This window comes from Pseudomonas sp. S1_E05, from assembly GCF_056337105.1.
The window spans coordinates 4,819,900-4,840,341 of the sequence record NZ_JBFRHM010000001.1; the positions used below are offsets into that span (position 1 = coordinate 4,819,900).

The 20,442-nt window shown below is 60.9% G+C and carries 21 protein-coding genes and 1 pseudogene; 7 read left to right on the top strand and 15 right to left on the bottom strand.

Annotation, left to right across the window (positions count from 1 at the left end; translation table 11 throughout):
* Positions 1-110 precede the first annotated feature (110 nt).
* The 3 genes from AB4N33_RS22180 to AB4N33_RS22190 all read left to right on the top strand — a co-directional run bounded on the left by AB4N33_RS22180 (position 111) and on the right by AB4N33_RS22190 (position 1,914).
* Entirely contained in the window at positions 111-278 is a 168-nt protein-coding gene (locus tag AB4N33_RS22180; RefSeq protein WP_007954349.1) for a rubredoxin, read from the top strand.
* A 19-nt stretch (positions 279-297) separates the two neighbouring features.
* Complete coding sequence (locus AB4N33_RS22185) at positions 298-1,446, top strand: NAD(P)/FAD-dependent oxidoreductase (protein WP_476458253.1); 1,149 nt, start codon at positions 298-300, stop codon at positions 1,444-1,446.
* Between the two features lie 192 nt (positions 1,447-1,638).
* Positions 1,639-1,914, top strand: a complete 276-nt coding sequence (locus AB4N33_RS22190; RefSeq protein ID WP_040071769.1) for an HU family DNA-binding protein — start codon at positions 1,639-1,641, stop codon at positions 1,912-1,914.
* 89 nt (positions 1,915-2,003) lie between these two features.
* Here AB4N33_RS22190 and AB4N33_RS22195 read toward each other — a convergent pair whose 3' ends face one another.
* Entirely contained in the window at positions 2,004-2,405 is a 402-nt protein-coding gene (locus AB4N33_RS22195; RefSeq protein ID WP_476458254.1) for a DUF6124 family protein, read from the bottom strand.
* A 486-nt stretch (positions 2,406-2,891) separates the two neighbouring features.
* Here AB4N33_RS22195 and AB4N33_RS22200 point away from each other — a divergent pair, with 486 nt between their 5' ends.
* On the top strand, positions 2,892-3,281 hold the full coding sequence (locus AB4N33_RS22200; protein ID WP_476458255.1) for a helicase: 390 nt from the start codon (positions 2,892-2,894) through the stop codon (positions 3,279-3,281).
* A 154-nt stretch (positions 3,282-3,435) separates the two neighbouring features.
* Here AB4N33_RS22200 and AB4N33_RS22205 read toward each other — a convergent pair.
* From AB4N33_RS22205 to exbB, 7 genes and pseudogenes are all read right to left on the bottom strand, one after another.
* A pseudogene (locus tag AB4N33_RS22205) lies at positions 3,436-4,572 on the bottom strand (IS3 family transposase).
* Between the two features lie 131 nt (positions 4,573-4,703).
* On the bottom strand, positions 4,704-6,104 hold the full coding sequence (locus tag AB4N33_RS22210) for an aminoacyl-tRNA deacylase and HDOD domain-containing protein (RefSeq protein ID WP_460119659.1): 1,401 nt from the start codon (positions 6,102-6,104) through the stop codon (positions 4,704-4,706).
* 78 nt (positions 6,105-6,182) lie between these two features.
* Positions 6,183-8,258 carry an ATP-dependent DNA helicase RecG gene (gene recG / locus AB4N33_RS22215; protein WP_460119661.1) on the bottom strand — a complete coding sequence of 692 codons (2,076 nt, stop codon included), beginning with the start codon at positions 8,256-8,258 and terminating at the stop codon, positions 6,183-6,185.
* Between the two features lie 9 nt (positions 8,259-8,267).
* Entirely contained in the window at positions 8,268-9,197 is a 930-nt protein-coding gene (locus tag AB4N33_RS22220; RefSeq protein WP_460119662.1) for a hydrogen peroxide-inducible genes activator, read from the bottom strand.
* Between the two features lie 250 nt (positions 9,198-9,447).
* Positions 9,448-10,194 (bottom strand): energy transducer TonB family protein, encoded by a 747-nt coding sequence (locus AB4N33_RS22225; protein ID WP_460140652.1) that lies wholly within the window; start codon positions 10,192-10,194, stop codon positions 9,448-9,450.
* Positions 10,191-10,619, bottom strand: a complete 429-nt coding sequence (gene exbD, locus AB4N33_RS22230) for a TonB system transport protein ExbD (protein WP_460119666.1) — start codon at positions 10,617-10,619, stop codon at positions 10,191-10,193. The genes AB4N33_RS22225 and exbD overlap by 4 nt, the downstream gene beginning before the upstream one ends.
* A 6-nt stretch (positions 10,620-10,625) precedes the next feature.
* A complete protein-coding gene (exbB, locus tag AB4N33_RS22235) occupies positions 10,626-11,606 on the bottom strand; it encodes a tonB-system energizer ExbB (RefSeq protein WP_460140653.1) in 981 nt (326 codons plus the stop codon).
* A gap of 188 nt (positions 11,607-11,794) precedes the next feature.
* Between exbB and AB4N33_RS22240 the strand changes: the two genes are divergently transcribed.
* A complete protein-coding gene (locus AB4N33_RS22240; protein WP_460140654.1) occupies positions 11,795-12,652 on the top strand; it encodes an SDR family oxidoreductase in 858 nt (285 codons plus the stop codon).
* 73 nt (positions 12,653-12,725) lie between these two features.
* Here AB4N33_RS22240 and AB4N33_RS22245 read toward each other — a convergent pair whose 3' ends face one another.
* From AB4N33_RS22245 to AB4N33_RS22270, 6 genes are all read right to left on the bottom strand, one after another.
* Complete coding sequence (locus tag AB4N33_RS22245) at positions 12,726-13,466, bottom strand: hypothetical protein (RefSeq protein ID WP_460140655.1); 741 nt, start codon at positions 13,464-13,466, stop codon at positions 12,726-12,728.
* Positions 13,467-13,536: 70 nt separating this feature from the next.
* Positions 13,537-13,917, bottom strand: coding sequence for a RidA family protein (locus AB4N33_RS22250; RefSeq protein WP_476458256.1), 381 nt, complete (start codon positions 13,915-13,917; stop codon positions 13,537-13,539).
* 24 nt (positions 13,918-13,941) lie between these two features.
* Positions 13,942-16,047, bottom strand: a complete 2,106-nt coding sequence (gene spoT, locus AB4N33_RS22255; RefSeq protein ID WP_460140656.1) for a bifunctional GTP diphosphokinase/guanosine-3',5'-bis pyrophosphate 3'-pyrophosphohydrolase — start codon at positions 16,045-16,047, stop codon at positions 13,942-13,944.
* Positions 16,048-16,104: 57 nt separating this feature from the next.
* On the bottom strand, positions 16,105-16,368 hold the full coding sequence (gene rpoZ, locus AB4N33_RS22260) for a DNA-directed RNA polymerase subunit omega (protein WP_460140657.1): 264 nt from the start codon (positions 16,366-16,368) through the stop codon (positions 16,105-16,107).
* A 167-nt stretch (positions 16,369-16,535) separates the two neighbouring features.
* Positions 16,536-17,156, bottom strand: coding sequence for a guanylate kinase (gene gmk, locus AB4N33_RS22265; protein ID WP_460119673.1), 621 nt, complete (start codon positions 17,154-17,156; stop codon positions 16,536-16,538).
* Between the two features lie 12 nt (positions 17,157-17,168).
* Complete coding sequence (locus AB4N33_RS22270; protein ID WP_460119675.1) at positions 17,169-18,032, bottom strand: YicC/YloC family endoribonuclease; 864 nt, start codon at positions 18,030-18,032, stop codon at positions 17,169-17,171.
* A 279-nt stretch (positions 18,033-18,311) separates the two neighbouring features.
* Between AB4N33_RS22270 and rph the strand changes: the two genes are divergently transcribed.
* Together rph and AB4N33_RS22280 are read left to right on the top strand one after the other, a co-directional pair.
* Entirely contained in the window at positions 18,312-19,034 is a 723-nt protein-coding gene (rph, locus tag AB4N33_RS22275; RefSeq protein ID WP_460140658.1) for a ribonuclease PH, read from the top strand.
* A gap of 28 nt (positions 19,035-19,062) precedes the next feature.
* A complete protein-coding gene (locus AB4N33_RS22280; protein WP_460119678.1) occupies positions 19,063-19,431 on the top strand; it encodes a DUF4870 domain-containing protein in 369 nt (122 codons plus the stop codon).
* A 190-nt stretch (positions 19,432-19,621) separates the two neighbouring features.
* On the opposite strand, the gene AB4N33_RS22285 is transcribed toward AB4N33_RS22280, so the two are convergent.
* A complete protein-coding gene (locus AB4N33_RS22285) occupies positions 19,622-20,401 on the bottom strand; it encodes an exodeoxyribonuclease III (RefSeq protein ID WP_192307121.1) in 780 nt (259 codons plus the stop codon).
* Positions 20,402-20,442 lie beyond the last annotated feature (41 nt).

Sequence of the window (20,442 nt, forward strand, 5' to 3'; positions counted from 1 at the left end):
CTTGCATCTGCCGGGCACCCCCAGTACAAAAACGCCCTGAGCCGGACGGCAACGCTGTAACCATCGACCGTCCGCGCCGGCAATGAGCCTGAACCTGAGGAAGTAGCGCAATGAAAAAGTGGCAATGTGTGGTCTGTGGCCTGATCTACAACGAAGCCGACGGTTGGCCGGATGACGGCATTGCGCCGGGTACCCTGTGGCAAGACGTACCGGAAGACTGGCTGTGCCCGGATTGTGGCGTGGGCAAGATGGATTTCGAAATGATCGAAATCAACTGAGACTATCAAGGAGTAAGGCATGAGCGCACCGGTCGTAATCGTAGGCACTGGCCTGGCGGGCTACAACCTGGCCCGCGAGTTTCGCAAACTCGATGGCGAAACCCCGCTGCTGCTGATCACGGCCGATGACGGGCGCTCTTACTCCAAGCCGATGCTGTCCACCGGTTTTGGCAAGAACAAGGACGCCGACGGCCTGAGCATGGCCGAACCCGGCGCCATGGCCGAACAGTTGAAGGCCGAAATACGCACCCACACCCGCATCAGCGGCATCGACCCTGGCCACAAGCGCCTGTGGATCGGTGAAGAGGCGGTCATCTACCGCGACCTGATCCTGGCGTGGGGTGCCGAGACCGTGCGTGTGCCCATCGAAGGCGATGCCGGCGACGCGGTGTTCCCGATCAACGACCTGGAAGATTACGCACGCTTTCGCGCTTTCGCCGCCGGCAAGCGCCGGGTGTTGATGCTGGGCGTGGGCCTGATTGGCTGTGAATTCGCCAACGACCTGATCCTCGGCGGTTTCGAGGTGCAACTGGTGGCACCGTGCGAGCAAGTCATGCCGATGCTGCTGCACCCAGCGGCCGCTGCGGCAGTGCAGGCCGGGCTGGAAAGCCTCGGCGCGCGCTTCCACCTGGGGCCGGTGCTGAACCGCTTGCAGCGCGTGGCGGATGGCCTTGAAGCGCACCTGTCGGACGGTCAGGTGATTGCCTGCGACGTGGTGGTCTCGGCCATCGGCCTGCGTCCGCGCATTGATCTGGCGGCGGCTGCCGGCGTGCAGGTCAATCGCGGCGTGGTCGTCGACCGCCACCTCAAGACTTCCCACGCCAACATCTACGCCCTGGGCGACTGCGCCGAGGTCGACGGGCTGAATCTGCTGTACGTCATGCCCCTCATGAGCTGTGCGAGAGCGCTGGCCCAAACCCTGGCCGGCAATCCCACGGCCGTGAGCTACGGCGCGATGCCGATCACCGTCAAAACGCCGGTCTGCCCGTTGGTGGTGTCCCCGCCGCCACGGGGGACGGAAGGTGTTTGGACGGTCGAAGGGCAGGGCGCTGACATCAAGGTGCTGTGCCGCGACGCAGGTGGCAAGCTGCTGGGTTACGCCCTGACCGGTGCGGCGGTGATGGACAAACTGGCGCTGAACAAAGAACTTCCACCATTGCTGGCGTAAATGGCGGGCGTTCTGTCGCAATAACCCCTCTTTTGTTGTTACAAACGTCGTGCGCAGGCTGGCGCCGCCACTCGGCGCGTGCCATTCTCACTCCGGTCTGCCGCAGAGTAGAGCACCTGCGGCGCTTTGGGCGCTGTTCCAACGAGAGCAGCACGGACATAACAACAAAAAACCGTCAAAGGGGCTTCACTTATGCGTAAACCAGAACTCGCCGCAGCCATCGCGGAGAAAGCAGATCTCACTAAAGAACAGGCCAGCCGCGTTCTTAACGCCGTTCTCGAAGAAATCACCGGCGCCCTGCACCGCAAGGACAGCGTAACGCTGGTCGGCTTCGGGACCTTCCTGCAACGCCACCGCGGCGCCCGCACCGGCAAAAACCCGCAAACCGGTGAGCCCGTCAAAATCAAGGCCAGCAATACTGTCGCGTTCAAGCCAGGCAAATCGCTGAAAGACAGCGTCAATCCGTAACACGTACCGACTACCCGCCTGACGGGTCAGTGGGATAAAAAATGGGCACGCCAACCGAGGGTTGAGTGCCCATTTTTTGTGGCGCTCACCTAAACGTCAGCCGCTCTCCTTTCTTGCTTTGCGACAATGGCCGCCATGTCGGGGTCATCCAAATGATCCAATGCACGCTCCACCAACAAGTGAACGCCGTCTGCGATCCGGCTGATTGCCAAGGCTACGGAACGGCGCGAACCGTCCACGGTATCGGCGAGGTCCACGGCGATTGCGCTAATGGCGAGCAAGTCCTCGGAAGCATTGGCGAGCAGGGTTTCGGTGTGGACGCCGGGGCTCACGCTGAACAGCGATTCCTTGTCGTTTGGCGACTCTGGTTCGCAGGGGGGAAAGTGATGATCAAGGGCGCGCTGAACGGCGTCGTGAAGCTTCTTCGAACCGGGTGATTCGTACGGGGAAGTTGTGAGGTCGTCTGGTGGGTTTGGAGTGGGTTTGATCATGGTGTAGCTCCTGGAATGAAGGGACTGACACCGTTTCGCTTGCGCTTCGAAAGAGGTGGCAGCTGTGCGCTGGTGTGCAAGACCGATCCAGGAATCGGCAGACCCGAGGGTCTCCGACGCACAGCCGCCATAACGATTCGCGAGCATAGGAAAACGCTCGCCGAATAGCCATAAACAAATGTGCTCCTGGGGACGGACTTGCACGTCCGTGTCACCGTTTTTTGCGGCGACGAGAACAGGCTATAGGGGGATGTTCAGCCTGCCTAGTTCACGCAGGGCGCCACGTATTGAAGGAAAAATCACCGAGCGTCGAGCGTCTGAAGACTAAATCTTGGTAGCGCTTAAACAAAGATGTTTAGTAGGTGACTTGGCAGTCATTGGCGCCAAAAACACAGCCATCGTCTTCTAACGTATTCAGATAGTGGTGTTATTTCACCAAATCGCTAAACTGCGCCAGCCGTTCATTTCCCCTCTGAGGCCGTGTGCATGAAATTTCGTTTTCTTTTGTGGATGCTGGGTTTGCTGATGGGCAAGGCCAGTAGGACCAATCCTGCGTTTCAGCAGCAGTTGGGTGACAAGGACTTGGTGTTTCAACTACAGACGTTGGACGGCAAGGTCTCGCGGCATTTCCGCGTCAAGGATCAGCGCATCACCAGCCATTCGGGCGTCTACCCCGAGCCTGCGTTTGCCATTGCGTTCAAGGACGCCGCTTATGGATTCGACACGATGCAAGCCAAGAACAAGCAACTGGCGTTCATGACGGGGATTCAGGACAAGTCGATCCAGATCAAGGGCAACCCGGCGCTGGTGATCTGGTTCCAGGGGTTGACCAAGTATTTGAAGCCGAGAAAAGCCAAGGCGGTGCCCAAGGTTTGAGGTCGGGGTGAGCATTTCAAGGGATCAACTGTAGGAGCGAGCTTGCTCGCGATGGTGGCCCAGACACCGCTGGGTGCCAGACGGCCCTCGTCATCGTTGACGACCATCGCGGGCAAGCTGAACTGGTCAAGTAATCTTGGACACTGATTACGGTTCACGCCGCCAACCTTTCCTTCACGACCGGCGACCTGTAGTCGTTATAGCTGTGAGGCCTACTGATGTTGTAGCGCGAGACATAGCGCTGCACATCTGCCCGGGCCTCATGCTCCAGTTTGTAGCCCGTTTCAGGCACCCACTCGGACTTCAAACTACCAAAGAAACGCTCCATCGGGGCATTGTCCCAGCACTCGCCTTTACGGCTCATACTTTGCCTAAACCGATGTTTCACAAGCGCATTTCGGAATTTATGGCTGGTGTACTGGCAACCTTGATCAGAATGAAACAACACATCCTGGGGATGGCCGCGCAGCTCAACCGCCATGCGTAGCGCTTCGCAGGTCAGGTTGGCATCAGAAATCATCGAGAACGACCACCCTACGATCCTGCGAGCGTACAGATCCAAAACGGCGGCGAAGTACATCCACCGCTTGCCGACCTTGATGTATGTCACGTCGCCACACCACACCTGATTAACCGCCGTCACATCAAATTTTCGCTTGAGCACGTGCGGCGCCACCAAGGCCTCCACACCCGGCGACTTGTACTTATGGCGCCGGCGCTGACGACTAGCGATGCCAGCTTCGCGCATCAAACTGCGAGCCATATAACGCCCGATACGATGCCCTTTGGCTTGTAGCTCCTTGGACAAAGTACGTGCGCCGGCCGACTCTCTGGACGCCTTGTGGTGCCTGACCAGCGCGGCTTTGAGCTTGTCCCGTTCAGGATTTGCTCTGCCTTGGCGCTTGCGCCAGGCGTAAAAGCTACTGCGGTTGACCCCAAACGCCCGGCAACACTTTTTTAACGCCGTACTGCTCGTCCAGCTCATCGATCAGTGTGAATGATCTTTGGCGTCCAAAAGCAGGAGAGCACTGGCCTTTTTTAGGATTTCGATATCCAGGTCTTTCTCTCTGAGTAGAGCTTTGAGTCTCTGGATTTCTCGTTGATCAGCGGTAATCGCCTTGGCCCCCACCGGAGTCGAGCCCAAGCGCTCTTTTTGCACTTGATCAACCCAACGGCGCAGGGCTGTGGGGCCGATATCCAGGCTGGCACAGACTTCGGTAACCGGCTGACCTTCATCCAACACCATGCTGGCAGCCTTGAGCTTGAACTCACTCGAATAGGATTTACGCATATCCAAACACCTCAGATTTGGGCGCTATCATAGCGCCCGATTGAAGTGTCCAAAATCATTAGGCCAGTTCAAGCCCGCTCCCACAGGGAGAATGAGGTCAACTGTAGGAGCGAGCTTGCTGCGGAGTGGTTTCAGGCCTGTGAGAACTGCGAAGCCAGTTCGCGCAGCAGCACTTCGGCTTCAAGCACCTTGCTGACCACGTCGTTGGCTTTGTCGCGGGTCAGGCCGACGCGTTCCAGCAGGGCGTCGGGGATGTCTTCGTCCGGGCCGGAGCCGATGCCGCGGGCGCGCAGCAGGCGCACCGACAGGCAAACCAGGTTCGGGTACTCGGCGTAGGCGCCGTCGTAGTGGGGGTCGTGCTGGAAGCGCAGGGCGGTGGAGAGTTCGTCGGGCATGTCCCAGTAGCGCATCAGCCAGCCGCCGATCTGTTCGCGGCTGATGCCCAGCAGGTGTTGCTCGATGTAGCTGTGGCACAGGTGCGGGTTGACCTCCAGGTGGCGGCAGATCAGCGAGAAGTGCGGCGGGAACACGTGGGCCAGCAGCAGGTAGCCAAAGTTGTGCAGCAGGCCGGCGAGGTAGGTCAGGCCGGATTCCGGGCGCTGGGCGCGCGGCATGGCGCGGGTCAGGCCTTCGATGACGGCGGCGGTGTAGATCGACTGCTGCCAGTACGGCGTGGTGTGTTGCGGATGGTCCTTGGGCAGGCTCAGGGTTTTGCCCAGGGCCAGGCCCAGCGCGAGGTTGATCACCAGGTCGAAACCCAGCACCCGCACGATCGCATCTTCCACTGAACGAATCTTGCCCGGCGAAGCGTAGTACGGCGACGCGGCCCAGCTCACCACTTGCGCGGCCAGGGCCGGGTCGGTTTCCACCACGCCGGTGATGTCGTCGATGGTGGCGTTGGGGTCAACGCGTAGCTTGATGATCTTTTGCGCCGTCTCGGCCAGCGGCGGAATTTCAATGGTCGCTTCCAGCCGTTGCTGGATGCGTCGCGCCGTGAACGCCTGAACGGCCTGGGTGATTTCCTCCCGATCGTCGTCGGGGCGGTCAAGGTTGGGGCGGATGCTGCTGACGTTTTCACCGAAGTTGGCGGCGCTGGCCTTGGTGAGCATCGACTTGAACGCTTCGCTGGTGATTTCCAGCAGCAGGCCGGGCTCGCCCGAGTTGATCAGCAACTTGGGTTCACGCAGCAGGCTTTCTTCGTACAGGCACGGCGAGCTGGTCAGCGCCGGCAGGCCGGGCAACAAGCTCAGGCTGTGCTTGCCGAGCATTTTTTCCAGGCGTTCGGTGGACACGGCGGTGAGGCGGCGGCCGGTCAGTTCGGCGAGGCGATTGAGGTCGAGCAGTTGGCTCTGTGGGAACAGCACCATGAGAGCGCCCACCGCGTCGTCGAGCAGCACGGCCTGCACTTTGCGCGAGGCGTTCAAGCCGTGATGGTCGAGAACTTCTTCGTACGCGATGCCCAATTTGTTGAGCAGCAGCCGAATCACAGACGGAGCGTGCGGGGTTTCTGGGACGAGGGCAGCTTCAGTCATGGTGTGTATCCGTATTCAAACAGTGGCAGGAGTATAACCAGCTTGGTTAAAAGCATCGTCCACAAACTGCGACGGTGCTCACACTTGGCCGTATTGCTGCCCGTGGCGCAACCAGCGGTCGAGCAGCGGGCTGACGTGGTTGGGCCAGCGTTCCAGCAGGGCTTGCGCGGCATCGCGCACCGCCGGCAGCAAGTCGGCATCACGCATCAGGTCCGCGACCTTGAATTGAAGCAGACCGGTCTGCCGCGTGCCGAGCATTTCGCCGGGACCACGCAGTTCGAGGTCCTTTTCGGCGATGACAAACCCGTCATTGGTTTCACGCATGATACCCAGGCGCTGCCGACCGATCTGCGACAGCGGCGGATGGTAGAGCAGCACGCAATGGCTGGCGGCGCTGCCGCGACCCACGCGACCGCGCAGCTGGTGCAGTTGCGCCAGGCCCAGGCGTTCGGGGTTTTCAATGATCATCAGGCTCGCGTTCGGCACGTCCACACCCACTTCGATCACGGTGGTGGCCACCAGCAGTTGCAGGTGACCGGCCTTGAACTCGGCCATGACCGCAGCCTTTTCAACCGGCTTCATGCGGCCGTGGATCAACCCGACTTTCAGCTCGCCCAGCGCGGCGGTGAGGTCCTCAAAAGTGGTTTCAGCGGCCTGGCAGGTCAGCTCTTCGGACTCTTCGATCAGCGTGCACACCCAGTACGCTTGCCGCCCCTCAGCGCAGGCGCTGCGCACCCGTTCGATGACTTCGACGCGGCGTGTGTCGGTGACCAGTACGGTGTTCACCGGAGTCCGGCCGGGCGGCAGTTCGTCGAGGATCGAGGTGTCGAGGTCGGCGTAGGCGCTCATGGCCAGCGTGCGCGGGATCGGTGTGGCGGTCATGATCAATTGGTGTGGGCACATGCGGCCGCCCACGCCTTTCTGGCGCAGCGCCAGGCGTTGCTGCACGCCGAAGCGGTGTTGCTCGTCGATGATGACCAGCGCCAGGTTCTTGAACTGGACTTCATCCTGGAACAGCGCATGGGTGCCGACCACCATCGGTGCGCCGCTGGCAATCTGTTCCAGCGCGGCGGTTCGGTTCTTGCCCTTGAGCTTGCCAGCCAGCCACGCCACTTCAATGCCCAGGGGTTCGAGCCAGCGTTTGAACGTGATGAAATGCTGTTCGGCAAGGATCTCGGTGGGCGCCATCAGTGCGACCTGATAACCGGCCTCCAGCGCCTGCAGTGCGGCGAGGGCCGCCACCACGGTTTTGCCGGCGCCCACGTCACCCTGGATCAGGCGCAGCATCGGTTCATGCTGGCTGAGGTCGTAGGCGATCTCGTTGCCCACCCGCTGTTGCGCGCCGGTTGGGCTGAAGCCGAGGTTGGCCAGGTACTTCACCGGTAACCGGGTGGCTTTGGGCATCGCTGGCGCACGCAGCGAGCGCATGCTTTCGCGCAATCGCTGCTGGGACAACTGGTGAGTCAACAGTTCTTCAAAGGCCAGACGGTGCTGCGCCCAGTGATGTCCCAGGGCGAGTTCATCCACATCGGCATCGGCGGGCGGGTTGTGCAGGTAGCGGATTGCATCCGCCAGCGGCGCCAGTTGGTAGTCCCGGGCGAGTTCGGTCGGCAGCCAGTCGGGCAGGCTGGTCGGGCCAAGCATCGTCAGCGTTTGCATGCACAACTGGCGCAGGCGCTGTTGCGTGAGGCCTTCGGTCAACGGATAGACCGGCGTCAGGGTTTCATCCACGGGCGGGGGTTCGTCACCGGTGATGGCGCGGTATTCCGGGTGGTAGATTTCCAGCCCCGACGCGCCGGGCCGCACTTCGCCGTAGCAGCGAATCCGCGTGCCACGCTTGAGGCTTTCTTTTTGCGCGTTGCTGAAATGGTAGAAGCGCAGGCTGAGCCCGCCGGTGCCGTCTTGCATGCGCACCACCAGGCTGCGACGACGCCCCATGACCACGTCGGCACCGCTGACGGTGCCTTCGACCACGGCGTCCTGCCCGGGTCGCAAGTGGCCAATCGGGACCACGCGCGTGCGGTCCTGATAACGCAGCGGCAGGTGAAACAGCACGTCCTGTAGATTCTCCAGGCCGACCTTGGCCAGTTTCTCGGCCATGGCCTCGCCAACACCCTTGAGTGCCGTCACCGATACCTGCGACAACTCAGTCATGCGTGCGACTTAAGCTGCAACCACCGGCGCTGATGGCTTGGCCACCGAGCACAGGCGAATGGAGTCAGCGAGGATTTCAATCGCTTTGGGCCGTGGGAAGCTGGCGCGCCAGGCGATGGCCACGGTGCGGAAAGGAACAGGTGGCGTCAGCGGGCGCACTTCGATCACCCCAGGGGCGTAATGGTGGCTGTCCACGGCCGACAACGGCAGGACCGAGATGCCCAGCCCCGAGGCGACCATGTGGCGGATGGTTTCCAGCGAGCTGGATTCCACCGTGGTGTGCTTGGCGCCGTCACCGCCCTTGGTCAGGGTCGGGCAGGCTTCGAGCACCTGGTCGCGGAAGCAATGGCCTTCGCCAAGCAACAGCAGGCTCTTGTCGTTGAGCAGGCCGGCGTCGATGGTTTCTTTCTGCGTCCACGGGTGCTGGGCCGGCATCAGGACATAGAACGGCTCATCGTAGAGTTGCAGGGTCAGCACGTCGGCTTCGGCGAACGGCAGGGCGATGATGATCGCGTCGAGTTCGCCATTGCGCAGTTTGTCGCGCAACACGTGGGTGAAGTTCTCTTCGATGTACAACGGCATCTGCGGGGCAACCCGGTGCAGTTGTGGAATCAGGTGGGGGAACAGGTACGGGCCGACGGTGTAGATCGCGCCGACTTTCAGCGGGGCGGTCAGCTGGTTCTTGCCGGCCTGGGCCAGTTCGCGGATGCCTTGTGCCTGCTCCAGGACTTTCTGCGCCTGGGCCACGATGCCTTCGCCAACGGGCGTCAGGCGCACGGCGCTCTTGCTGCGCTCGAAAATCAGCACACCGAGTTCGTCTTCAAGCTTCTTCACGCCCACCGACAGGGTCGGTTGGCTGACGTGGCAACGCTCGGCCGCATGGCCGAAGTGCTGCTCTTGGGCGAGGGTAACGATGTAGCGTAATTCTGTGAGAGTCATAGCGAGCGTCCATGAAGTTGCGAGCCAAGCATACCGACTGCAATCGATAGACGCACGTTATCAGAGTGCGGGTGTCGAGTGACACCTTGTAATGCGTGTTTGCGGTGCCTTTGGCGTGTTCCGTCGAACCCAACCCTGTAGGAGCGAGCCTGCTCGCGATGGACTTGAGAACGCTGCGGGGTGTCAGGGACCCAGCGTCAGCGTTGAAGACCATCGCGAGCAAGCTCGCTCCTACACTACAGCTGCGTGTTTAGCGCCGGCGTTCCAGCGAGTAAACAAACGGTGCAACGATTTCAATCGAGCCGTTGGTCAGCATGCCGGCCGGAGGCTTGGGCAGCGGTTGTGCGCGGCGGATCATTTCCAGGGTAGCCCGGTCCAGATCGGCGTTGCCGGAGCGGCCCACCAGCTCGAACGACAACACGTTGCCTTCGGCATCCACCACAAAACGCAGGCGGTTCAGGCCTTCCTTGCCCCGTGCCTGAGCACTGGCCGGGTACTTTTTGTACTTGGCCAGGTGAGCGAGCAGGGTGCCCTGCCAGCTTGCCTTGGCTGCCATCTGGGCAGGGGAAGGGCCGGGTGCCGGTTGCGCGGATTTCTCCGTCGGTGCCTGAGTCGGTTGCGTGTCGGCCGGTTTTTCCTCCGAAGGTTTTTCCTTCGGCGGTTCCGGCTTTTTCTCAACGGGCTTGGGCGGCTGTGGCTTGGGCTTTGGCTTGGCCGGTTTTGGCACGGCAATCTCGGCCTTCGGCGCTTCAGCCAGCTTCGGAATCGGCAGCTCTTCCACCGGTGCCGGTGGTTGTGGTGGCGTTATCACCTTTGGCGGTGCCGGTGGTGGCGGGGCCGGAACCGGCGCCAACTCGACCATCATCGCCTGCGGCGGCAGCTCGATAGGTGGGCGCGTGGTCCAGTTCAGCGCGAGCGCAATGGCCAGCGCATGGACACCGAGCACCACCGCCAGGCTACCGCTGTAACGCGTCAGCTTTTGGCGCGTCGTGATCATTTTTTCACTGCCGTCTCGAGACCGACCAGTCCGACCTTCAGGTAACCGGCCGAGCGCAGGTTGTCCATCACGCTCATGAGGTCACCGTAATCCACGCCCTTATCGGCCTGGAAGAAGATCGTCGTGTCTTTCTTGCCGTGTGTCCTGGCGTCGAGTGTGGCACCCAGTGTTTCGGGTTTCACTTCGTCTTCGCCCAGGAACAGGCGTTGGTCAGCCTTGACGCTGAGGAACACCGGTTTCTCTGGCCGCGGCGCCGGTTTGGCGGTCGAGGCCGGCAGGTCAACCTTGATGTCCACGGTGGCCAACGGAGCGGCCACCATAAAGATGATCAACAGCACCAGCATCACGTCGATGAACGGGGTGACGTTGATTTCGTGGTTCTCGGCCAGATCGTCGTCTGCGCCTTCTTTCAAATGCAGGCCCATGGCCGATTACCCCACTTTCACCATGTGCGGTTGCGAGCTGCGCTCAGGCTGGTGGTCGAGGTCGCGGCTGACCAGCAACAGGACTTCTGCCGATGCGTCGGACACTTGCGCCTTGTAACCGGCGATGGAGCGGGCGAAGACGTTGTAGATCACAACGGCAGGGATCGCGGCAACCAGACCCAGTGCGGTGGCCAGCAACGCCTCGGCGATACCGGGAGCTACCACGGCCAGGTTGGTGGTCTGGGTTTTGGCGATGCCGATGAAGCTGTTCATGATGCCCCACACGGTACCGAACAGGCCGACAAACGGCGCGGTCGAACCGATGGTGGCGAGCACGCCTGTACCGCTGCTCATGTTGCGGCCAGCGGCTGCAACCAGACGTTCCAGTCGGAAGGCAACACGTTCCTTGATGCCTTCTTTTTCACGGGTGTTGGTCGACAGGTGCATTTCTTCCAACGCATCGTGCACCAGCAGATTGGCGAGGGTCCCCGGCTTGGTCGCGGTGGCGCTGGCATCTTTAAGGGTGGTCGCCTTTTTCAGCTGGACGATTTCAGCGCGCAGACGGCGTTTGGCGCCCAACAGCTCGAAGCCCTTGGCGATCCAGATGGTCCAGGTGATGATCGAGGCAATAGCCAGGCCGATCATCACGATTTTCACGATGATGTCAGCGTTCTGGTACATGCCCCACGGCGACAGGTCATGGGCCATGCCCAAGGTGTTGTCGGCTTCGAGGACTTCGGGCAGGTCTTCGGTGGGAGCGTCTGCGGCGACGGCTGGATCGGTGGCCGCTGGTGCCGCTTGATCGGTGCCATGTTGCGCAGCGTGATCGGCTGGCGCCGGTGCCGCGGAGGCGGCTGGGGAGGCAGGTGCCTGGGCGTCAGCGAATGCGGCGACAGGCGCCAGCATCAGGCTTAGCAACAGGGCGGCCACTGCGCTCCAGGCGCGAGGTCGTTTGGTTGGCGAGGCGAAGAATTGATTGCGTGTCATGCTGGCCGGACCTAAGGGAAAAAGACGGTAAATGTTCTTCCAGGCCTCGAAGGCCGAGAACAAAAGTGGTGGGCATTATTGCAAGTAATTCTTGTTAACAAAAGTAATAGAGTATCTTTTTTTCCTTCAGCGCTAGCCGCTCGTCCATTGCCGGCGATAGTCTGTGCCTTTGAAATAGGAGTTTTTTAATGTCCGCGCCCTCTGTATTGATTGCCGGTTGCGGTGATGTCGGCAGTCGTCTGGCTTCCCGGTTACTGAAGTTTGGCTGGGAAGTCCACGGCTTGCGGCGTAACGTCGCACGGCTGCCGGAAGGTGTGATTGGCGTCGCCGGCGACCTGTTCAACAAGGAATGCCCGGCAACCTGGCCAATCGGCGCCGTCGATTACCTGGTGTACTGCGCGGCCGCCACCGATCACGACGAAGCGGGCTATCGCGCCGCCTACATTCAGGGTTTGCAGCATGTGCTGGAGTGGTTGAACGACTACGGGCAGGCGCCCAAGCGCCTGGTGTTCGTTTCCAGCAGCAGCGTGTTCGGGCAGCAGAATGGCGAATGGGTCGACGAAACGTCGCCTGCGGTGGCGACCGGTTATTCCGGGCAGGTCATGCTCGAAGCCGAGCAAGTGGCCCTGTCCAGCGGATTCCCGGCCAGTATCGTGCGCCTGACCGGCATCTATGGCCCGGGCCGCGAATGGTTGCTGACCCAGGTGCGTCGCGGTTATCGCGTGGTGACTGAGCCGCCGTTGTACGGCAATCGGATTCACGTGGATGACGCGGCCGGATTGATTGCCTTTCTGCTGGAAGCGGATCACCGCGGCGTGGCGCTGGATGACGTCTACATCGGCGTGGACGACGCACCTGCACCCCTGGCGGACGTCGTCGGCTGGCTGCGCGAGTATCTGGGCGTCACCGAGTGGGCCGACGATGCCAGCGTGCGTCGCACCGGCAGCAAGCGTTGCAGCAATGCGCGGGCGAAGGCCTTGGGCTGGACGCCGAAGTACCCGAGTTTCCGCGAGGGGTATGCGGCGATTCTGGAAGGGCAGTGCTGAGTCGCTAGAAGCACCGCAGACCAAATGTGGGAGCAAGCCCGCTCCCACAGGGTTGAGTTGCTTCAAATTCCGCTTACTGCTTTTCCAGCAGCCACTTGCGGTTCCCTGGCATGAACTGCGGCATTTCGTCCGCCTGGGCGGTGTTCACCGCCTGGAAGATCTCCAGTTCCTTGCCGTTGCGGTTGAAGATCCAGGTGTTGCCCTGGCCGTTCAGTTGCAGCCACATGTTGTCGTTGCCGCCGCTCATCGACGCGCAGTCGCCAGCCAGGCACAACGCATAGCGATCGGTGCTCGGCAGGCCAGTCACCTGGCCGTCAGCCAGGAATTGGACGGAGTTGCCTTCGCCTGGGCCGCTGACGATCTTCCAGTCGCCGCCCATGTAGGCGGAGTACAGCGCGCGTTCGAAGCTTGCGCCCATCGGGGCGCCCTCGGGTACTGTGATCACCGCGCGATCGAAGACTTGGGCTGGCTCGTTATCGAAACCTGCCTGGCTTAATTGCTTGCCGTCGCGTTTCAATTGACTGCCGGAGCTGCCATAAAAGTCGACCTTCCAGGCGCCGGACTCTTCGACCGACAGCGTGCCGTCGACGTTCTCAAAACCGTTGGTGTAACGTGCCTGACCGGCCTTCGTGTTGACGTCCCACTCTAGGTTCGGACCATTGGCCTGGAGTGCTTCTCTCAGGGGAACGCCTTTGGCGGCCGCATCGATCGCCACCTGGTTGATCCAGGTGCCGCTGATGTCACGGTCGGCAGGGTTGCTGGCACAACCGCCCAGAATCAGGGCGAGCAGCGGGAGGGCTAGCGCTTTGCGCATGGTGGAATCCTTTCAAAACGCTTTGATACGGAGGGTAGCGGCGCAGCCCGCGAAGGCTGCGCCACAGGCATTACTCGATGACCAGGATGGCATCCATTTCAACCTGCGAACCCTTCGGCAGGGCGGCTACGCCGATGGCGGCGCGGGCGGGGTAAGGCTGGTCGAAGTACTTGCCCATGATCTCGTTGACCTTGGCGAAGTTGCTCAGGTCAGTGAGGAAGATGTTCAGCTTGACGATGTCCTTGAACGAACCGCCAGCCGCTTCAGCCACGGCCTTCAGGTTTTCGAACACCTGGACGGTCTGGGCTTCGAAGCCTTCGACCAGTTCCATGGTTTTTGGGTCCAGTGGAATCTGGCCCGACATGTAGACGGTGTTGCCCGCCTTGATTGCCTGGGAGTAAGTACCGATGGCGGCCGGGGCCTTGTCGCTGGTGATTACGGTCTTGGTCATGAATGACTCCTTGTAATAAGTGGGTCAGGCACGCATCCGGGTGATGCGGATCACACCGGTCAACGCACGCAGTTTCTTGATCACGCGAGCCAGGTGCACGCGGTCGTGCACGCTGACCACCAGTTGGACCACGCTGATGCGACCATCACGTTCGTCCATGCTGATTTTTTCGATGTTGCCGTCGGCCGCGTTGACGCTGCTGGCCAGCAGTGCGATCAGGCCGCGCTGGTGTTCGAGCTCGACGCGCAGTTCGACATTGAATTCGCCGGTGACATCCTTGGCCCACGAGAGCTGGATGCATTTTTCCGGGTTGTGGCGGATTTCGCTGATGTTGCGGCAGTTGTCCAGGTGCACGACCATGCCTTTGCCCGCCGACAGGTGTCCAACAATCGGGTCGCCCGGAATCGGCGTACAGCACTTGGCGTAGCTGAGCACCAGGCCCTCGGTGCCGCGAATCGCCAGCGGGCCTTCGGGGCTTGGCAATTGCTCGCCTTCGCCGAGCAGGCGGCGCGCCACCACGTAGGCCATGCGATTGCCCAGGCCGATGTCTTCGAGCAGGTCTTCGATCAGTTCCAGGCGATATTCGGTGAGCATCGCCTTGATGCGCTCGGCCGAAATCTGGTCCAGCGCGCTGTCGAAACCGTTGAGAACCTTGTTCAGCAGGCGTTCGCCGAGGGCAATGGATTCGGAGCGACGTTGCAGTTTCAGGGCGTGACGGATGTGTGTGCGCGCCTTGCCGGTGACCACGAAGTTGAGCCAGGCCGGATTTGGCCGGGCCCCCGGAGCACTGACGATCTCGACCGTGGAGCCGCTTTGCAGCGGTTCGGACAGCGGTGCGAGGCGACGATTGATCCGACAGGCGATGCAACTGTTGCCCACGTCGGTGTGCACCGCATAGGCGAAGTCGACCGCCGTGGAGCCTTTGGGCAGCTCCATGATCCGGCCCTTGGGCGTGAACACATAGACCTCGTCCGGAAACAGGTCGATCTTCACGCTCTCGATGAATTCCAGCGAGTTGCCGGCACGTTGCTGCATTTCCAGCACACCCTTGACCCACTGGCGGGCGCGGGCGTGAGTGCCTTTTGGCTGTTCGTCGCCGCTGGACTTGTAGAGCCAGTGGGCAGCGATGCCGTTGTTGGCCATCTCTTCCATTTCGCGGGTGCGGATCTGGATCTCGATCGGCACACCGTGCATGCCGAACAGCGTGGTGTGCAGCGATTGGTAGCCGTTGGCCTTGGGGATGGCGATGTAGTCCTTGAAGCGACCCGGCAACGGTTTGTACAAATTATGCACAGCACCCAGCACGCGGTAACAGGTATCGACCTTGTCGACGATGATCCGGAACGCGTAGACGTCCATGATTTCGTTGAAGGCCCGACGTTTGCCGCGCATTTTCTTGTAGATGCCGTAGAGGTGTTTCTGGCGACCGCTGACCTCGCCCTGGATGCCGTCGATGGCCAGGCAGTGGCTGAGGGATTCTTCGATCTTGTTGACGATTTCCTTGCGGTTGCCCCGGGCGCGTTTGACCGCCTGGTTGATCCGCGCGGAACGCATCGGGTGCATGGCCTTGAAACCGAGGTCTTCGAATTCTATGCGGATGGCGTGCATCCCCAGCCGGTTGGCGATGGGAGCATAGATTTCCAGGGTCTCCTTGGCGATGCGCCGGCGTTTTTCGCCGGACAGCACTTCCAGCGTGCGCATGTTGTGCAGGCGGTCGGCCAGCTTGACCAGGATCACGCGAATGTCGCGGGCCATGGCCATGGCCATTTTCTGGAAGTTTTCGGCTTGCGCTTCGGCCTTGGTCTCGAAGTTCATCTGGGTCAGTTTGCTGACCCCGTCGACCAGTTCGGCCACGGTTTCGCCGAACTGCGCCTGCAGCGCTTCCTTGGCAATACCGGTGTCTTCGATCACGTCATGCAGCATCGCAGCCATCAGGCTCTGATGGTCCATGTGCATGTCGGCAAGAATATTGGCCACGGCAAGAGGATGCGTGACGTACGCCTCGCCACTGCGGCGGCGTTGGCCGTCGTGGGCTTGTTCGGCGTAGAAGTACGCTCGGCGGACCAGGTTGACCTGGTCCGTGCCGAGGTAGGTCGATAAGCGATCGGCGAGGGCGTCTATGCTCGGCATGATGACTCCTGCCACAGGCTGTGATCCCGCGCCGTGCTACGTCGACCAGGCATAGGCTTAGACGACCTCGTTGGACTCGTCCTCGAACGCAGCGAAAAGCGGTTCATCTTCAACGATTTCGGCTTCGGCGATAGCGGCGTAGTCGATCAGGCCTTCAGCGATTTCACGCAGGGCGACAACGGTAGGCTTGTCGTTTTCCCATGCTACCTTCGGCTCTTTGCCGCCGGTGGCCAGTTGACGGGCACGCTTGGTAGAGAGCATGACCAGCTCAAAGCGGTTATCCACGTGTTCTAGGCAGTCTTCAACGGTTACGCGGGCCATGGTATTCCTCGGAGCGAATGCAAGATGCGCGCTGCCCGGTTGGGCGAGCGGACTCAACAGTTTAAAAAATCACCAGCGATTAGGGAAGCGCTGTTTTTTTGACCAGGCCCTTCGACGCGCTGCAAGTGCCAATGTAAAGCGCTTGCAGCGGTTTTGGGAAGAGGTCTTTAGTCGAGCAATTGGGCCAAAAGTTTGCCGTGTCGCTGCTGTTGGCGCTTCTGGTTGAGCTGGTTGGCGCGGAAAATCGCCTGCAAATCGCGCAGCGCGTGGGCGAAATCATCGTTGATGATCAGGTAGTCGTAGTCGACGTAATGACTCATTTCGCTGACGGCTTCGCGCATGCGGCCATCGATGATCTCGTCGCTGTCCTGGCCGCGATTGGTCAGGCGCTGATGCAAGGCCTGCAACGACGGCGGCAGGATGAAGATCGAACGGGCCTGGGGCATCAACTTGCGCACTTGTTCCGCGCCCTGCCAGTCGATTTCCAGGATCAGGTCGTGGCCTTCGTCCAGGGTCTGCTGCAGGTGGCTTTGCGAAGTGCCGTAGAGATTGCCGAACACTTCGGCGCGCTCAAGGAAATCGCCGTGCTCGATCATCTTCACGAAGTCGCTGCGCTCGACGAAGTGGTAGTTCACGCCATTCACTTCACCGGGGCGCATGGCGCGGGTGGTGTGCGAAACCGAGACGCGGATCTCCTGGTCGGCGTCGGTCAGGGCCTTGACCAGGCTGCTCTTGCCTGCGCCCGAAGGGGCGGAAATGATGTACAGGGTGCCGGTGCTGTGGGTCATGTCGGGGTTGCCTTACTCAATATTCTGCACTTGTTCGCGCATCTGCTCGATCAACACCTTGAGGTTGACCGCCGCCTGGGTGCTGCGCGGGTCGAAGGCTTTGGAGCCCAATGTGTTGGCTTCGCGGTTTAGTTCCTGCATCAGGAAGTCCAGGCGTCGCCCGGCCGCGCCGCCGGACTTGAGCACCCGGCGAACTTCGATGATGTGGGTGCTCAGGCGATCCAGTTCTTCGGCGACGTCGCTCTTCTGAGCGAGCATGACCATTTCCTGTTCCAGGCGCTGTGGGTCCATCTCGGCTTTCATATCGGCAAAGCGGTCGAGGACTTTCTGTCGCTGGGTGGCGAGCATCTGCGGGACCAGCTCGCGCAGGGTCACCACGTCTTGTTCGATGGCGCTCAGGCGTTCGTTGATCAGCCGCGCCAGCTCCGCGCCTTCGCGCTCGCGACCAGCCTTGAGTTCCTTCAGGCCTTCATTGAACAGCGCCAATGCCTCGGCGTTCAGTGCTTGCGGGTCGGTTGCATCGCCGACCAGCACGCCTGGCCACGCCAGCACTTCCAGGGGGTTCAGGGCTGCCGGGTTCTTGATCAGGCTGGCAATGGTTTCGGCCGCCGCCACCAGTTGCGCGGCGCGCTCGCGATCCACTTGCAGGGCCTTGCCGGTGTTTTCTTCGGTAAAGCGCAGGGTGCATTCGAGCTTGCCCCGCGAGATAGCCTGGCGCAACGCTTCGCGGGCCGCGCCTTCGAGGTCGCGGAAGGTCTCGGGCAGGCGCAGGTGCGGTTCCAGGTAGCGGCTGTTGACCGAGCGCAGTTCCCAGCTCAGGGTGCCTTGGGCGCCGGCTTTTTCGACGCGGGCGAAGGCGGTCATGCTGTGTACCATGGGGGTACCTCGCAATTGGGCTTTGCGTTACCAGAGGTTTCGCGCAATCCGATATCTGTGAATTAAAGCCGACAGGCAGCAAAGGCGCAGGATTGTAGCGCAGTGGGGCGAATGCGCCCAAACGCAGGGCGCGACAAACGGCTGCACGCCGTCGGTTAAGCGCTGTTCCAGGCTCAAGCACGGGCCTTCAATCGTCGGGCGGGTGTTTTAGAAGTGCCCAGGCTCGGTGCACGGCTCTATAATGCCCGCAGTTTTCCGTCCCCCGTACAGGTATTCCCTATGAAACGTCCAAGTGGTCGCGCCGCCGATCAGCTCCGCTCGATCCGCATCACCCGCAACTACACCAAACACGCCGAGGGTTCTGTACTGGTCGAGTTCGGTGATACCAAGGTCATCTGCACCGTCAGCGTCGAAAACGGCGTGCCACGGTTCCTCAAGGGCCAGGGCCAGGGCTGGTTGACCGCCGAATACGGCATGCTGCCGCGCGCCACCGGCGAGCGTAACCAGCGTGAAGCCAGCCGCGGCAAGCAGGGTGGACGTACCCTCGAGATCCAGCGTCTGATCGGCCGCTCGCTGCGCGCGTCCCTGGACATGTCCAAGCTGGGCGATGTCACCCTGTACGTCGACTGCGATGTGATCCAGGCCGATGGCGGCACCCGTACCGCGTCCATCACCGGCGCCATGGTTGCACTGGTCGATGCGCTGAAAGTGATCAAGAAACGCGGCGGCCTGAAAGGCGGCGACCCGCTCAAGCAAATGATCGGTGCCGTTTCGGTCGGCATGTATCAGGGTGAAGCCGTACTCGACCTGGACTATCTTGAAGATTCGGCCGCCGAGACCGACCTCAACGTGGTGATGACCAGCACGGGCGGTTTCATCGAAGTTCAGGGCACTGCTGAAGGTGCGCCGTTCCAGCCTGAAGACCTGAACGCGATGCTTGATCTGGCGAAAAAAGGCATGACCGAGATTTTCGAACTGCAAAAGGCCGCACTGGCCGACTGATCAAGCCGCTCCAGACAAGGAGGACATCATGAATGACGAACAAGAGCTGCTACCGACCCCCAGCAAAGAGGCCCGGCAGTGGGCAATGTTCTGTCACCTGTCCGCCTTGCTGGGCATCTGGATTCCATTCGGCACGCTGATTGGCCCATTGATCCTGTGGCAGATGAAGCGCGAGATGGATCCTTTCGTCGATGCGCAGGGCAAGGAAGCGCTGAACTTCCAGATCACCGTCGCCATCGCGTCCGCCATCTGCTTCCTGCTGATGGTGGTGATCATCGGCTTCTTCCTGTTTGGCTTGATCGCCATTGGTGCGCTGGTGCTGACGATCATCGCCGGGGTGAAGGCCAATGAGGGCTTGCCTTACCGGTATCCGTTTACCTGGCGCTTGGTCAAATAATGATCGGCTGATTCACCTGATCATCTGTAGGAGCGAGCATGCTCGCGATGGTCTGTAACGATAACGCGGGGATTCAGGCACCCCGCGGTGTTCTGGCGTCCATCGCGAGCATGCTCGCTCCTACAGGAAGGCAAAAAGTGCACACAAAAAAGCCGACAGTCATGTCGGCTTTTTTGCGTGCTGCAAACGCTTAAATGGTCAGCGTCCAGTCGTAGTCAACGATCAGCGGCGCGTGCTGCGAGAACCGTGGCTGACGAGGCAAGCGTGCGCTTCGTACGAAGCGGCGCAGGCCCGGCGTCAGGATCTGGTAATCGAAACGCCAGCCGAGATTGAGCATCTCGGCCTGTTCGTTGTCCGGCCACCAGCTGTACTGGTCGCCTTCACGGCTGACTTCACGCAGGGCATCGACATAGCCCATGTTGCCGACAATCTCGTCCATCCAGGCACGTTCAGGTGCCAGGAAGCCCGGAGATTGCTGGCTGTCACGCCAGTTCTTGATATCCAGCTTCTGTTGCGCCACGTAGAGCGAGCCACAATATATGTACTCGCGACGTTTGCGCCGCTGTTTATCCAGATAACGGCCGAAGTCGTCCATTAGCTTGAACTTCTGGTTCAAGTCTTCATCGCCGTTCTGCCCCGAAGGAAGCAGCAAGGTCGCGATGCTGACCTTGTCGAAATCGGCTTGCAGGTAGCGCCCGTAGCGGTCGGCTGTCTCGAAGCCGAGACCGCTGATGACTGCCTTCGGTTGCAACCGCGAATACAAAGCCACGCCACCTTGGGCAGGAACTTCAGCTTCGCAGGCATAAAGGAAGTAGCCATCCAGTTGGAAGGCTGGATCGTCCAGTTCAAAGGCGGAGGCGCGGGTGTCCTGCAGGCAGATGACGTCGGCATTCTGTGCTTGCAGCCAACTGAGCAAACCTCGCTCGACTGCAGCCTGAATACCATTGACGTTCACACTGATGATCCGCATAAATGGCCCCAAAAATCGCGTGCGTGTATGATACACGGCGT

Excerpts from the sequence above, each read along its gene's own strand:
- AB4N33_RS22180 (WP_007954349.1), top strand. The coding sequence starts at position 111 with ATGAAAAAGTGGCAATGTGTGGTCTGTGGCCTGATCTACAACGAAGCC.
- AB4N33_RS22185 (WP_476458253.1), top strand. The coding sequence starts at position 298 with ATGAGCGCACCGGTCGTAATCGTAGGCACTGGCCTGGCGGGCTACAAC.
- AB4N33_RS22190 (WP_040071769.1), top strand. The coding sequence starts at position 1,639 with ATGCGTAAACCAGAACTCGCCGCAGCCATCGCGGAGAAAGCAGATCTC.
- AB4N33_RS22195 (WP_476458254.1), bottom strand. The coding sequence starts at position 2,405 with ATGATCAAACCCACTCCAAACCCACCAGACGACCTCACAACTTCCCCG.
- AB4N33_RS22200 (WP_476458255.1), top strand. The coding sequence starts at position 2,892 with ATGAAATTTCGTTTTCTTTTGTGGATGCTGGGTTTGCTGATGGGCAAG.
- AB4N33_RS22210 (WP_460119659.1), bottom strand. The coding sequence starts at position 6,104 with ATGACTGAAGCTGCCCTCGTCCCAGAAACCCCGCACGCTCCGTCTGTG.
- recG (WP_460119661.1), bottom strand. The coding sequence starts at position 8,258 with ATGACTGAGTTGTCGCAGGTATCGGTGACGGCACTCAAGGGTGTTGGC.
- AB4N33_RS22220 (WP_460119662.1), bottom strand. The coding sequence starts at position 9,197 with ATGACTCTCACAGAATTACGCTACATCGTTACCCTCGCCCAAGAGCAG.
- AB4N33_RS22225 (WP_460140652.1), bottom strand. The coding sequence starts at position 10,194 with ATGATCACGACGCGCCAAAAGCTGACGCGTTACAGCGGTAGCCTGGCG.
- exbD (WP_460119666.1), bottom strand. The coding sequence starts at position 10,619 with ATGGGCCTGCATTTGAAAGAAGGCGCAGACGACGATCTGGCCGAGAAC.
- exbB (WP_460140653.1), bottom strand. The coding sequence starts at position 11,606 with ATGACACGCAATCAATTCTTCGCCTCGCCAACCAAACGACCTCGCGCC.
- AB4N33_RS22240 (WP_460140654.1), top strand. The coding sequence starts at position 11,795 with ATGTCCGCGCCCTCTGTATTGATTGCCGGTTGCGGTGATGTCGGCAGT.
- AB4N33_RS22245 (WP_460140655.1), bottom strand. The coding sequence starts at position 13,466 with ATGCGCAAAGCGCTAGCCCTCCCGCTGCTCGCCCTGATTCTGGGCGGT.
- AB4N33_RS22250 (WP_476458256.1), bottom strand. The coding sequence starts at position 13,917 with ATGACCAAGACCGTAATCACCAGCGACAAGGCCCCGGCCGCCATCGGT.
- spoT (WP_460140656.1), bottom strand. The coding sequence starts at position 16,047 with ATGCCGAGCATAGACGCCCTCGCCGATCGCTTATCGACCTACCTCGGC.
- rpoZ (WP_460140657.1), bottom strand. The coding sequence starts at position 16,368 with ATGGCCCGCGTAACCGTTGAAGACTGCCTAGAACACGTGGATAACCGC.
- gmk (WP_460119673.1), bottom strand. The coding sequence starts at position 17,156 with ATGACCCACAGCACCGGCACCCTGTACATCATTTCCGCCCCTTCGGGC.
- AB4N33_RS22270 (WP_460119675.1), bottom strand. The coding sequence starts at position 18,032 with ATGGTACACAGCATGACCGCCTTCGCCCGCGTCGAAAAAGCCGGCGCC.
- rph (WP_460140658.1), top strand. The coding sequence starts at position 18,312 with ATGAAACGTCCAAGTGGTCGCGCCGCCGATCAGCTCCGCTCGATCCGC.
- AB4N33_RS22280 (WP_460119678.1), top strand. The coding sequence starts at position 19,063 with ATGAATGACGAACAAGAGCTGCTACCGACCCCCAGCAAAGAGGCCCGG.
- AB4N33_RS22285 (WP_192307121.1), bottom strand. The coding sequence starts at position 20,401 with ATGCGGATCATCAGTGTGAACGTCAATGGTATTCAGGCTGCAGTCGAG.